The organism is Campylobacter taeniopygiae (genome assembly GCF_005406225.1).
GTDB lineage: Bacteria > Campylobacterota > Campylobacteria > Campylobacterales > Campylobacteraceae > Campylobacter_D > Campylobacter_D taeniopygiae.
The window spans coordinates 52226-65949 of record NZ_NXLY01000002.1; the positions used below are offsets into that span (position 1 = coordinate 52226).

The window sequence follows — 13724 nt, forward strand, 5'->3', positions numbered from 1 at the left end:
TTATCCTTGGTAACCCAAAATGATTTTTATACGCGAAACTGTATCAAAAAAACTGATTTTATTTTTAGAAACTGCATAAAAAATTTCGTAATTTTTTGCTTTTAAATTTTGTTTAAATCCACTAGCTGTTTTTTGCAAATTTTTTCCTTGCCATAAAGGTTTTGCATTTAAAATATCACTTAAGATATCATCATAATATTCATTTTTAAAAAATTTTTTATTAAAAACTTTTTTATCATAACATGCAGCATTTAAACAAATTTTATCTTTAATTTTCAAATTAAAAAAAGCTTGACCTAAATGATAAACCTCTAAATTTAAGGTTTGATTTTCTTTTATTAAAAATCCAAAATCACTCATTTTAAGAAAAGGTGAATTTATGATTATTGCTATACTTTGACTGAGATTATTTTGATTTTTTACGGCACACGCATTAAAAAAGAATATTATCAAAAAGAAAAAAAATATTTTTTTCACAATTCTAAACCTTATTTTAAATTTTTAAAACTGATATTTAGCTCAAGATTAAGCTCACGAACAATTTTCATCACAGCTTGCAAATCATCAATTTGTTTTGCCACAACACGAATTTCATCTCCTCTGATTGAAGAATTCACCTTTAATTTACTCTCTTTTATAGCCTTATTGATTTTTTTAGCATTTTCACCATCTATAGAATCATTTGCTTTTAAATTTAAATGAAACATGGCTCCATTTTCACGAGAAAGCTCCTTAATAGCACTAGAATTAATACCTCTTTTGATAAGTTTAGAAATAACAATATCTTTTAAAACATCGAGTTTTGACTCACTTGAGGAGCTAAGTTTGAAAATGCTGTCTTTTTCATTCAACTCAATTTCAGTTTTAATACCCTTTAAATCATATCTTGAGTCTAATTCTTTTTTTGCCTGCTCAAAAGCATTTTTAAGCTCTTGTTTATCTATTGCTGCAGAAATATCAAAACTATGTTCACTTGCCATTTTTTATCCATTCTTCAAGATTTTCATAAACTCTACTCATTAAAGTATCAATAGCTTCTTTAGATGCCCATGCAATATGAGGAGTGATGATAAGATGATCTTTATTTTTAATGTTTAAAAGTGGATGATTTTCTAACATAGGTTCTTTTTCCAATACATCAAGCCCAACCTTGATATTTTTTTGATCCATCACCTTTGCCAAATCTAACTCATTTATAATGCCGCCTCTACCAACATTGATCAAAACCGCATCATTTTTTAATAATTCTAATTTTTCCAAATTTAATAAATTCATCGTTTTATTATTTAATGGAGCATGGATACTTATAATATCGCAAATCTTTAAAAGTTCATCTAATTCTAAACGTTCAAATTCAGAATTTGTATTTGCCCCACTTGTAGAGTAATAATAAATTTTAGCTCCAAAAGCCTTTGAAATTTTAGCGACTTCTTTTCCTATAGAACCAAGTCCTATAATACCATGTTTTTTACCTTCCGTGCTGACTAAAATTCTACTAAAATCTGTAAAAATAGGACTTTTGCACCATTTTTCATTTTTTACCCATTGATCATAATAAGGAATATGATTTAAAAAAGCAAAAATCAAAGCAAAAGTATGCTGTACAACACTCATTGTAGAATATCCTGCAACATTTTTTACCACAATATTTCTTTCCTTAGCATAATCAACATCAATATTATTTAATCCCGTGGCAGTTTCTAGTATAAGCTTAAGATTAGAGCAAGCATCTATAATTTCTTTATCGATCACTACTTTATTAGTCATCGCAATATCAGCATCTTTTAAACGCTCAATCACTTGCTCTTTATCTTTAGTTGTATCATAAAGTTTGATTTCTCCAAATTTTTCAAAAACACTAAAATCATAATTTCCTAAAGTTGCCGCATCTAAACATACTATTTTCATCTTTTACTCCTTAATAATATGTCCAACAAATTTTGAGGAATTATCAAGTATCATTCCACCTTTTCTAAAACCTAAACCACACCCTTCATAAGCAAAAAATACTCCTGCTTGATAAAACTCATTTTCATGAGAATTTAATTCTACATATTCTTGATAAATGAATTTGTTATTTTCATAAGGTCCTTCATTTTCATTTAAAATTTGCTCGTCTTTAATAATACTTACATTAGCCCCTTCTCTACCAAAAACCGGCTTTTTAACATAAGTTTTTCCAACTAAAGGCTGATCTTTTGTTTCTAAAAGTAATGGATGATTAGGGTAAAGCTCGTACAAAATTTTCATAATGCCTTTTGATTGAAATATCAAAGTATAAGCAGGATTTAAAATGATGGCCTTTTGATTACGCATGATCTGCGTTAAAAGCATAGCAAGATCTCCTTCTTCTATCGCTATATCTTCCCAAGGTATCAATTTAAACCAATATTCATAGTTAATTCCATCCTTAAAAATACCCTCATCACTAAATTCCACCTCATCCACATAAGAAAAATTAGTTTCAAAACCCGCTTCATTAGCAATATGAGTTAATAATTTCGTTGTGATTTCCTCTTCTTTGATTCCAGCGATACTTGAAAAAAGAATTTTCCAGCCTTGATAGTAATTTTCAAACAAACTAGTATCATCATTAAGCGTAATTAATCTTTTAAAATTTTCCATCAAGGATTCATAAATATTATTAAATTGATAACTTTCATCCATATTGTTTTGTTTTAAAATTGCCCATTGTAAAATTGCACTCTCAAAAAGAGATGTTGGAGTATCCGCATTAAACTCTAAAAGCTTAATAGGTTTTCCATCCAATCCTCCCGCAAAATCAAATCTTCCATATAAATGCCAATGAACATCATTTTCCCAACTCATTTTAATAGCATCTACAAGGTTAAAAGGAATACCTAATTCATCAAAGCGATCATTATCGATCACATTCTGTGCGGCTGCTACAAACATATCATAAAGCTCATTAGCCGCTTCATAATAAGCATTTGCCTCATTTTCTTTAACACAAACTAAAGCATCACTGATATAATCACTACCATCTTCGTCAGTATGCCAAGAAAAGCCTATACTTTCTAAATAATCCTTTTGAAGCTTATTAACTTTTAATAATCTCATACACCTTCCTTAAGAACCAAAACCAAAACTAAAACCAGAACTTGTTTTAGATCCACCTTTAAAAAAGCCCGATCTTGAAGAACTAGAAGATTTACTTGTACTTGCCTTATTAAAACTATTCACACTTCTTTGATAAGCACTTTGACTTGTAAAGGCTCCACGTTGTTGATTAATAAAATTTTGATTGCCAAAAAGTTTTGAACCAATCCAGTTTCCTATAATAGCTCCAGCAGCACTTGTAAGTAAAGTTTCACCTAAACTCAATCCACCACTATTCATTTGATGATTACTTTGAGTAAGATTAGAAGTTCCATTATCTATTTTCTCGGCCTCTTGTTTTATAAGCGCATCCATTTCTTCTTTGCTTAAAATTCGTTCTGTACCATTTAAATCTTTTAAAATTACCACGGTTTCATCGTTAGGAAATTGATATTTTATTTTATATTGACCCGGTGCAACTTCTTCTATGACAACAAAAGCACCTTGCATATTTGAAATTTGATTTGAAGTATCTGAGTTATCGCTACTACAAGCAACCAAAGCACCCCCTGCTACAGCTGCTAAACCACCTATCATACCGATTTGAATAATTTTTTTAATCCTTTTCATAAATAAGCACCCCTAATAATCAAAAAAATTAATGATTAATTCTAACAAAAAATAATAAATTCATTCTTTGATATTAGAAAAATTAAAATAGTTTTATACTTAAAAAATTTTTAATTGAGTTTTAAAGAAGATTCAAGGATTATCAAAAGCCTTGAAAAGGCCTTTGATTTAAAGTCTTGATTCGTATCGTCTAAGCATATAAAGTCTTTTAAGCATTTTTTTACGTGCTGAAATTTTTTGTTTTTTACGAATTTCAGTCATAGGCTCAAAAAATCTTCTCGCTCTAACTTCAGTTACAACAAGATTTCTATCAACTTGTTTTTTGAATTTACGATATGCTTCGTCAAAAGACTCGTTAGGATGCACCTTAATTCCTGGCACTATCCTCACCACCTTTCGTAATTTAATTTTGCTTAACAAAATTTCATTGTTAAGAGAAAGATTATAAAATATTTATCATTAAATATTTCTTATTAAAGGTAACTTAGAAAACATTTAAAAAATATTTTAGTTTTTATGAATTATAATAGCCATAGAAAACAGAAATAAAAAGGAGTTAAATGCAAAATTTTATTACCGATTATACGAAAAAGCGTTATATTCTTTATGGTATTATTAGTATTATTGCATTAAGTTTGCCATTTATTAGAATCAATGGGAATCATTTTTTTCTTTTAAGTTTTGTCCATGCTAAATTAAATTTATTCTTTGTTTCTTTCTCCACTCAAGAATTTTATCTTATGCCTTTTGTCCTTATACTTCTTTTTTTATTTATATTTTTTATAACGACATTAGGGGGTAGAATTTGGTGTGCTTGGAGTTGTCCTCAAACTATCTTTAGGGTTATTTATAGAGATTTAATCCAAACAAAAATTTTAAAAATTAGAAAAAATATCAACAATAAACAAAAAGAATATTCCGGTCAATATTTAAAAAAAACAATTGCCGTTATTTTATTTTATTTTATCTCTTTAATTGCTATAAGTAATTTACTTTGGTATTTTGTTCCGCCAGAAGAGTATTTTGAATACATAAAAAATCCCAATGAGCATTTTCTTTTGATGGGAATTTTATTTTTTGGAAGTCTACTTTTTACCCTTGATGTCACTTATCTAGCAGAAAAATTCTGTATCTATGTTTGTCCATATGCTAGAATACAATCAGTTATGTTTGATCGCGATACTATGCAAGTTATTTATAATGAAAAACGCGGGGGAGTTATTTTTGATGGTAAATTTAAACTTCATAAAAAACCTCCTCAAGGAGAATGTATAGGATGCGAAGCTTGTGTAAGCGTTTGCCCAACACATATTGATATTAGAGCAGGAATGCAGCTTGAATGCATTAATTGCTTAGAATGTGCCGATGCTTGTTCTAAAATTCAAAATAAATTTAATCGCCCAAGCCTTATTAACTGGACAAGTGTCAAATCAATAGAAACCGATCAAAAAATTAAATATTTTCGCTTTCGAACTGTTGGTTATTTAATCGTTATTACAATTGTCTTAATTGCCTTATTTGTTATGGGTAGTAAAAAAGAACACATGCTTTTAAATATCAACCGAAGTAGTGAATTGTATCAGATTTCGCGCGTAGGTGACAATATAGAAGTTTCAAACGCATATACATTTTTATTTCAAAATACAGATATAAAAGATCATGAGTATTATTTTGAAGCTAAAATAGAAGGTATTGACAACGGTATTGAAATTATTCGTCCGAGTAAACCTTTTAAAATTTCAGCCGGAGAACAGAGCAAAAAAATTGTCATCATTAAGGCTATAAAAAAACTTGCTAACGATAATCATAAAGATGTTATTTTTCCGCTTTCAATTAAAGCTTATGCTAAAGATGATAACAAAATCGTTATTTTTAGAAAAACGATTTTTATTTATCCTAAAGTTTCAATTTTTAAGGAGGTAAAATGAATTCAAACAAAATACTTTCTAAGAAAAATTTGGCTCGAAAAGATAAAATAAAAAAAGTCGCCTGCGAACTTTTTTTAGCACGAGGATTTCAAGAAACCAGCCTAAGTGATATTATCAAAATTTCTGGGGGCTCTTATTCTAATATTTATGATTGTTTTCAAAGCAAAGAGGGTTTATTTTTTGAAATTTTAGATGATGTTTGCAAGAAACATTTTGATCTTATTGCATCTCAAATTCATATCTCTGAAAATAAAAATTTAAAAGAAAATTTAATTTCTTTTGCTAAAGTTTTTGTCAATATATATAATACAGCTCCAATGGTTTCTTTGGGAAAAATTATTTTTTCTCAAGTTTATAATACAGATTATCTTCAAAATTGGATACAAGATAATCAAAAATTTTTCGCTCATAACATCTTAGCAAATCTTTTTTCAAAGCAAAAAAATAAATATATCTGCGATAATGCCGCAAAGTTAGCCATTACTTTTTGCAATATGCTAAAAGAACCTTATTATACTTTAAATGTTCTAGTAGATTTCCCGCTTATGAATAATAAAGAACAAGAAGAACATATAGAATTTATGGTTGATCTTTTTTTAAATGGTATTTCAAATAAAACCTAAAAAATATTAAATTCAAGTTTAATTAATAAAATTTAATTAGAATACCAATGTTTAAATATTTTAATAATAAAAAATACAAAAATTAAGGTAAAAATGATGAAATTTGTAAAAAATATCTTTTTAATAAGTATTGCATTTTTAGTTTGTGCTTGCGAAAAAAAAGAAGCTCCCAAAATACAACAAGATCCAATATCTGTAAGTTTTATGAAAGCAAAATCTGAAAATTTACCTCTTAGTTTCACCTATCCAGCAAAACTTGTAAGCGATTATGATGTGATATTAAAACCTCAAGTAAGCGGAGTGATATTAAAAAAATATTTTAAAGCCGGCGATAGAGTTAAAGAGGGTCAAAAATTATTTCTCATTGAACCTGATAAATTTGAAGCAAATGTTAATTCTGCACAAGGAAAATTCTTAATGGCAAAAGCTAGTTTTGACAATGCTCTAAAAGATTATGAAAGAAACAAAATTTTATTTTCAAAAAAAGCCATTTCAAAAAAAGAATACGATACTTCTTTAGCAAATTTTGATAGTGCAAAAGCAGAACTTGCAAGTTCCAAAGCTGATCTACAAAACGCTAAAATTGATCTTAGTCATACTGAAATTCTTGCACCATTTGATGGAGTTGTCGGTGATGCTTTAGTCAATGTAGGAGATTATGTTAATTCCGCAAATACAGAATTAGTCCGCGTTACAAACCTTAATCCAATTTATGCAGAATTTTACATTTCTGATACAGATAAACTTAATATTATACGAAATACTCAAAGTGGAGAATGGGATCTTAAAAATATTCAAGCTACATTGAATTTAAATGGAGAAGAAGTTAAGGGAAAACTTTATTTTATCGATTCAGTGATAAATGCAGATAGTGGAACTGTTAAAGCTAAAGCTATTTTTGATAATAACAATTCTAGTCTTTTACCAGGAGCATTCGCCACAATCACTTCAGAAGGATTTATCCAAAAAAATGGCTTTAAAATACCACAAAGTGCCATTAAACAAGATCAAAATGAAGTATATGTTTATACCATAGTTAATAACAAAGTTACAAAAAGCCCAATCCACATCAGCTATCAAAACAATGAATATGCCATCATCGACTCTGGACTTAAAAATGATGATAAAATTATTTTAGATAATTTCAAAAAAATTCACATTGGATCTGAAGTTCAAGAAATTGGGAGTAAATAATGTTCTCTAAGTTTTTTATAGAAAGACCAATATTTGCCTCTGTTGTTGCCATTATTATTTCAATTTCTGGAGCCATAGGTTTAATCAATCTACCCGTAGAGCAATATCCTGCGCTAACTCCCCCTACAGTTCAAGTAACAGCAAGTTATACTGGTGCAGATGCTCAAACGATAGCCTCAACTGTTGCAACTCCTATTGAAGATGCAATCAATGGCGTTGATAATATGATTTATATGGATTCTACGAGTTCTACAGGCCAAATGAAACTCACTGTTTATTTTGATATAGGAACTGATCCTGATCAAGCAACTGTGAATGTAAATAACAGAATTTCAGCAGCAACAGCAAAACTCCCAGAAGCAGTTAAAAAACTTGGGGTAACCGTTAGAAAATCTTCTTCTTCGATACTTGAAGTTGTTTCCATCTATTCAGATGATAATTCGATGAGCGATGTAGATATTTTTAACTATACTACTTTAAATATCTTAGATGAATTAAAAAGAATTCCTGGAGTTGGAGATGCTAACGCCATAGGTGGTAAAAACTATTCTATGAGAATTTGGCTTAAACCTGATTTATTAAACAAATTTAACATAACCGCTACAGATGTTATCAATGCAATTAATGAACAAAATGCTCAATATGCGACAGGAAAAATTGGCGAAGAACCTGTTATCAATAAATCCGCTCAAGTACTTTCTATAACAATGCAAGGAAGACTTTCCACTCCTAAAGAATTTGAAAATATCATTATAAGAGTTAATAAAGATGGATCTTTCTTGAGAATTAAAGATGTGGCAAATGTAGAAATAGGATCTCAAGAATATACCTCAACCGGACGTTTAGGAACCAAACCAGCTGTTCCAATTATGATTAATTTACAATCAGGTGCTAATGCTGTAAGCACTGCAAAATTAGTCAATAAAAAACTTGAAGAACTTTCTAAAAATTTCCCTCAAGGTTTAAAATATAAAGTTCCTTTTGATACAACAATTTTCGTTAAAGCTTCTATTAAAGAAGTGATAAAAACTTTTGCTGAAGCCTTAATTTTAGTTCTTATTGTTATGTATCTTTTCTTGAAAAATTTCAGATCAACCCTTATTCCAATGATCGCTGTTCCTGTTTCATTACTGGGAACTTTTGCTGTGCTTTATTTACTTGGCTTTAGTATTAATCTTTTAACTCTTTTTGCTCTTGTTTTAGCCATAGGTATTGTTGTTGATGATGCTATCATAGTGGTTGAAAATATTGATAGAATTATACATTCTAACCCCAATATTTCGATCAAAGATGCAGCTATTCAAGCTATGCATGAAGTAAGTTCACCGGTTATTTCTATTGTTCTTGTTTTATGTGCTGTTTTTATCCCTGTGTCATTTATTTCAGGGTTTGTAGGAGAAATTCAAAAACAGTTTGCCCTAACCTTAGCCGCTTCTGTTGCTATTTCTGGATTTGTTGCACTCACATTGACTCCTTCATTGTCTGCAATTTTTTTAACAAGAAATGAATCAAAACCTTTCTATTTTGTTCAAAAATTTAATGATTTTTTTGACTGGAGTACTTCTGTATTTAGTGCTGGTGTAGCCTATATGCTAAAACGCACTATTCGCTTTGTTCTTATTTTTTGTATTATGCTAGGAGCGATTTTTTATTTATATAAAATTGTACCAAGCTCTCTTGTTCCAAGTGAAGATCAAGGTGCTATTATAGGTCTTATCAATCTACCTGCTGGCACACCTTTACATAAAACCATAGAAGAAGTAGAAAATATGAATAAAGATATCTACAAAATGGATAGTGTAGAATCAGCTATTTCTCTTATAGGATTTGATCTTTTTACAAGCTCTTTAAAAGAAAATGTTACGGTAACATTTTTAAAATTAAAAGATTGGAGTGAAAGAAAATTAAATTCTAATCAAATCATTGGTATGTTATTTGGAAAATATGCAAACGATAGAAACGCTCAAAGCTTTTTTATTAACCTTCCTGCGATCCCTGGAATCAGTTTAACAGGTGGTTTTGAAATGTATGTCCAAAATAAAAGCGGAAAAACTTATGATCAAATTCAACAAGATGTTAATAAACTACTAGAAGCAGCAAAAAAAAGAAAAGAATTATTTAATGTAAAAACAACTCTTGATACTAATTTTCCACAATATAAACTTATTATTGATCGAGATAAAATGAAATATTTTAATCTCAATATGCAAGATGTTTTTAATACTATTAGTGCAACAATAGGAACTTATTATGTTAATGATTTTCCTATGTTGGGAAAAAATTTCCAAGTTAATATTCGAGCTTTAGGAGATTTTAGAAATACTCAAGACGCGTTAAGAAATATCTTTGTAAGATCAAATGATGGAAAAATGATCCCTCTTAACTCATTTTTAACCCTCTCTAGAAGTGTTGGGCCTGATGATGTTAAAAGATTTAATCTTTTTCCAGCTGCTCTTATACAAGGAGATCCTGCATCGGGTTATTCTTCTGGACAAGCTATTGAAGCGATCTCAGCTGTTGCTAAAGAAACCTTAGGAAGTGATTATTCAATTGCTTGGGCAGGAACTGCTTATCAAGAAGTTAATTCTAAAGGCACTGGATTATTTGCTTTCACCTTAGGAATGGTTTTTGTATTTTTAATTTTGGCAGCTCAATATGAAAGATGGCTTATTCCACTTGCTGTTGTTACCGCTGTTCCTTTTGCAGCATTTGGATCTTTTCTTTTAGTAGCTCTTTCAGGATTTGACAACGATATATATTTTCAAACTGGACTTTTGCTTTTAATCGGACTTTCTGCAAAAAATGCAATTTTGATTATTGAATTTGCTATGGAAGAACATCTTAAAAAAGGAAAAAGTGTTTTTGATGCTGCCATTAGTGCTGCAAAATTAAGATTTAGACCTATTGTTATGACTTCACTAGCCTTTACTTTTGGTGTTTTACCAATGATTTTTGCTCATGGGGCAGGAAGTGCTTCCCGTCATGCTTTAGGAACGGGGCTTATAGGTGGGATGATCGCTGCTTCTACTTTAGCGATTTTCTTTGTTCCATTATTTTTCTATCTTTTAGAAAATCTAAGTATTTGGATTAACAAGAAAAGAGGTAAAATCCGTGAATAAGATTATTTCAATAAGTATTATTACAAGTCTTGGATTATTGATTTCAGCCTGCTCTTTAAGCCCAAATTTAAATATTCCTGAAGCAAATTATACCCTTGCTGATAGCAAACAAGAAAATAATAACGGTATTGATCAAAGATGGTGGGAAGAATTTCAAGATGAACATTTAAATAAACTTGTTGATTTATCCCTTAGGAACAATTCTGATTTAAAAATTGCTTATATACATTTAAAACAAGCTAGCGCACAATTAGGGATCGATTTTAGCAATTTATTGCCAAAATTTGATGCAAGTGCAAATGCTCTAAGAAGTAAAACTTCGATAAATGCACCAACAAATAAAAGTGGTCAATTTAATTATGGCAATGACTTTAAAATGGGGTTAAATTTAAGCTATGAAATTGATCTTTGGGGTAAGTACCGAGATTCTTACAGAGCAAGTAAAGCTTCTTTTGAGGCAAGTAAATATGATTATGAAGCGGCAAGACTTTCCATTATTTCAAATACAGTTCAAACGTATTTTAATCTCGTAAATGCTTATGAAAATGAAAATGCTTTAAAGCAAGCTTATGAAGCAGCACAAGAAATTTATCGCATTAATAATGAAAAATTTTCAGCAGGAACTACTGGAGAGTATGAATTATCTCAAGCTAAAGCCAATCTTGAAAGTATTTCTTTACAATACAATCAAGCACAACTTAATAAAGAAAACTATCTTAAAGCCTTAAAAATATTAACCTCCAATGATTTAAATAATATACTTTATCAAAATCAAGACTACCAAACCTTTAATCTTAAAGAGTTTGATATTCCAACTGGAATCACTAGCGAAATTTTATTACAACGTCCTGATATCAGCTCTTCTTTAGAAAAACTCATGCAAAAAAATTATCTTATAGGCGTTGCTCGTTCAGCTTTTTTACCTAGTCTTTCCTTAACCGGACTTTTAGGTTTTGAAAGTAATGATTTAGATACTTTGGTAAAAAATGGCTCTAAAACGTGGAATATAGGTGGAAGTTTTTTAATGCCTATTTTCCACTGGGGTGAAATTAATGAAAATGTTAATTTAGCCAAATTAAATAAAGATGAAGCCTTTATAAACTATGAGAATACTTTAAAAACGGCCTTTGGGGAAATTCGGTACGCTTTAGTTTCTAGAAAAAACATACGCTTACAATACGATAATGCTTTATCTAGCGAACAAGCCTATAAAAGGATTTATGAAATTGCTAAAGAGCGTTATGATGTAGGAGAAATGTCTTTGCAAGATTATTTAGAAGCTCGAAAAAATTGGCTTAATTCTCAAATCAATTTCAACAATACAAAATACTCTTATGCTAACTCTATCGTAGATGTTATCAAAGCCTTTGGCGGTGGATTTGATCGACAAGATGAAAATTCTTGGGAAAATGCCCAAAAAGAAGAGTTTCAAAATTTAGAAAATTCTTTAAAATAAACGTTTGATTTAGAAATCTTTTTCTAAATCAGCGCTTGTGATTTTATAGGCCTTATAAATAGCTGGTAATATTTTTCTTATTGCATAATCATAATGATAAAATCGTTTATACATCTCTTGAGCATTTAAATCTTTTGCATTTTTAAAATCAAAAACTTCAGTATTTTTCAATTTTTCAATATTTTCATCAAAAAAAGAATAAAATTCTGATCTTTTTTTAAATAAGGCATTTAAATCCTTAACAATTTCTGATTTTTCCATAATATCACATCCTTTTAAAATAATTTCTATTGAAATATAAAAAATTTACCATTAATTTAGTAAAAATTTGATAAAGTTCTCTATCATACTTTAATTATTAGGTTTATTCGATGAATTTGTTTCAAAATTTAGCTTTAAAATATTCTCATATTATGATGGAAAAATCTTTAGAAAAAGGTTTTAATGTTGAGCTTTTAAAGGATCCAAAAGAAAAAATCCCAAAAAATGATAAAACTTATATGCTTTATGCTCATATACCTTTTTGTCATACTTTTTGTCCTTATTGCAGTTTTCATAAATATTATTATGATGAAGAATTAGCTAAAATTTATTTTGAAAATCTAAGAAAAGAAATACTCTTAATTAAAGAAAAGGGGTTTGATTTTACCTCTATGTATGTTGGTGGTGGCACAACTCTTATTCATGAAGAAGAGCTACTAAAAACCTTGGAACTTTGTAAAAAAATTTTCAATATTAAAGAAATTTCTTGCGAAACGGATCCAAATCATATAAAACCTGAAAAACTTTCCATGTTTAAAGGCGTAATCGATAGGTTAAGTTGCGGAGTTCAGAGTTTCAATGACGATATTTTAAAAAAAGTTGCAAGATATAATAAATTTGGCTCTTCTCAAATGCTTCAAGAAAAAATTTCAAAAGCAATAAATATTTTGCCTATTTTTAGTATAGATTTGATCTTTAATCTTCCAGGACAAACAACAGAGCAACTTTTAAATGATTTAACTGTTGCTAAAAATTTAGCTCCTCAACAAATTACAACTTATCCCTTAATGAAATCAGGATTAACCAAAGATAATATAGCTAAAAGTTTAGGCGTAAGCACTGAAGATAATGAATTTAAATTTTATCAAATCATACGAGACTTTTTTAAAGATTATCAGCAAAATAATGGCTGGAGTTTCTCTTTGGAAAAAAATACATTCAATGATGAATATGTAAGCTCTCATCATGAATATTTAGGAGTGGGTAGTGGTGCTTTTAGTTTTTTAGATGGAGAACTTTTAATCAATGCTTTTGATTTAAACGATTATTCAAGACTTATAAAAGAAAAACAAAATGCAAATATTGCAAAAGCTAATTTTGATAAAAAAGAAATCATAAAATACGTCTTTTTAACTGAAATTTTTGCGGGAAAAATAGATATCAAACGCTTCAATAAAACTCTTAATTGCGATCTTGAAAAAGAGCTTTTTATTGAGCTTTTGGGTCTTAAAATGAGCGGAGCCATCAAAAAAGAAGATGATTTTTTAACTACAAGCAAATTTGGTCAATATCTTTTTGTTGTTTTAATGAAAGATTTTTACACTGGAATGGATCTTGTTCGTGCAGTTTTTAGAGATAGTAAGCGTATTAAAAATAAAAACTTTATCGACATTATGAAAGAAGATGTTAATCCGCTTGAACCCGCTAGTATGGAGATCAAGGCGAATTAAGA

Annotated in this window: 13 protein-coding genes; 6 read left to right on the forward strand and 7 right to left on the reverse strand. The window is 29.2% G+C overall.

Features of this window, described 5'->3' with window-relative positions; translation table 11 throughout:
- From CQA75_RS01245 to rpsU, 6 genes are all read right to left on the reverse strand, one after another.
- Positions 1 to 477, reverse strand: a complete 477-nt coding sequence (locus tag CQA75_RS01245) for a hypothetical protein (RefSeq protein WP_137623248.1) — start codon at positions 475 to 477, stop codon at positions 1 to 3.
- An 11-nt stretch (positions 478 to 488) separates the two neighbouring features.
- Positions 489 to 980: a YajQ family cyclic di-GMP-binding protein gene (locus CQA75_RS01250; protein WP_137623249.1), complete on the reverse strand. Its 492-nt coding sequence runs from the start codon at positions 978 to 980 to the stop codon at positions 489 to 491.
- On the reverse strand, positions 970 to 1908 hold the full coding sequence (locus CQA75_RS01255) for a D-2-hydroxyacid dehydrogenase (RefSeq protein WP_137623250.1): 939 nt from the start codon (positions 1906 to 1908) through the stop codon (positions 970 to 972). The genes CQA75_RS01250 and CQA75_RS01255 overlap by 11 nt, the downstream gene beginning before the upstream one ends.
- 3 nt (positions 1909 to 1911) lie before the next feature.
- Entirely contained in the window at positions 1912 to 3081 is a 1170-nt protein-coding gene (locus tag CQA75_RS01260; protein ID WP_137623251.1) for a glutathionylspermidine synthase family protein, read from the reverse strand.
- Between the two features lie 9 nt (positions 3082 to 3090).
- A complete protein-coding gene (locus CQA75_RS01265) occupies positions 3091 to 3690 on the reverse strand; it encodes a UPF0323 family lipoprotein (RefSeq protein ID WP_137623252.1) in 600 nt (199 codons plus the stop codon).
- 168 nt (positions 3691 to 3858) lie between these two features.
- A complete protein-coding gene (gene rpsU, locus CQA75_RS01270; RefSeq protein WP_002780697.1) occupies positions 3859 to 4071 on the reverse strand; it encodes a 30S ribosomal protein S21 in 213 nt (70 codons plus the stop codon).
- Between the two features lie 179 nt (positions 4072 to 4250).
- On the opposite strand from rpsU, the gene ccoG reads away from it, so the two are divergent.
- From ccoG to CQA75_RS01295, 5 genes are all read left to right on the forward strand, one after another.
- Complete coding sequence (ccoG, locus tag CQA75_RS01275) at positions 4251 to 5618, forward strand: cytochrome c oxidase accessory protein CcoG (protein ID WP_137623253.1); 1368 nt, start codon at positions 4251 to 4253, stop codon at positions 5616 to 5618.
- On the forward strand, positions 5615 to 6241 hold the full coding sequence (locus CQA75_RS01280; protein ID WP_137623254.1) for a TetR/AcrR family transcriptional regulator: 627 nt from the start codon (positions 5615 to 5617) through the stop codon (positions 6239 to 6241). Before ccoG ends, CQA75_RS01280 begins: the two co-directional genes overlap by 4 nt.
- 93 nt (positions 6242 to 6334) lie before the next feature.
- The gene (locus tag CQA75_RS01285; RefSeq protein ID WP_137623255.1) at positions 6335 to 7435 is read left to right on the forward strand and encodes an efflux RND transporter periplasmic adaptor subunit; all 1101 of its coding nucleotides are present in this window, start codon (positions 6335 to 6337) and stop codon (positions 7433 to 7435) included.
- Entirely contained in the window at positions 7435 to 10554 is a 3120-nt protein-coding gene (locus tag CQA75_RS01290) for an efflux RND transporter permease subunit (protein WP_137623256.1), read from the forward strand. Before CQA75_RS01285 ends, CQA75_RS01290 begins: the two co-directional genes overlap by 1 nt.
- Positions 10547 to 12010 carry an efflux transporter outer membrane subunit gene (locus tag CQA75_RS01295; RefSeq protein WP_137623257.1) on the forward strand — a complete coding sequence of 488 codons (1464 nt, stop codon included), beginning with the start codon at positions 10547 to 10549 and terminating at the stop codon, positions 12008 to 12010. The genes CQA75_RS01290 and CQA75_RS01295 overlap by 8 nt, the downstream gene beginning before the upstream one ends.
- A 9-nt stretch (positions 12011 to 12019) precedes the next feature.
- Here CQA75_RS01295 and cmeU read toward each other — a convergent pair whose 3' ends face one another.
- A complete protein-coding gene (cmeU, locus tag CQA75_RS01300; RefSeq protein WP_137623258.1) occupies positions 12020 to 12271 on the reverse strand; it encodes a CmeU family protein in 252 nt (83 codons plus the stop codon).
- A gap of 110 nt (positions 12272 to 12381) precedes the next feature.
- Here cmeU and CQA75_RS01305 point away from each other — a divergent pair, with 110 nt between their 5' ends.
- Positions 12382 to 13722, forward strand: a complete 1341-nt coding sequence (locus CQA75_RS01305) for a coproporphyrinogen III oxidase family protein (RefSeq protein ID WP_137623259.1) — start codon at positions 12382 to 12384, stop codon at positions 13720 to 13722.
- Positions 13723 to 13724: the final 2 nt, after the last annotated feature.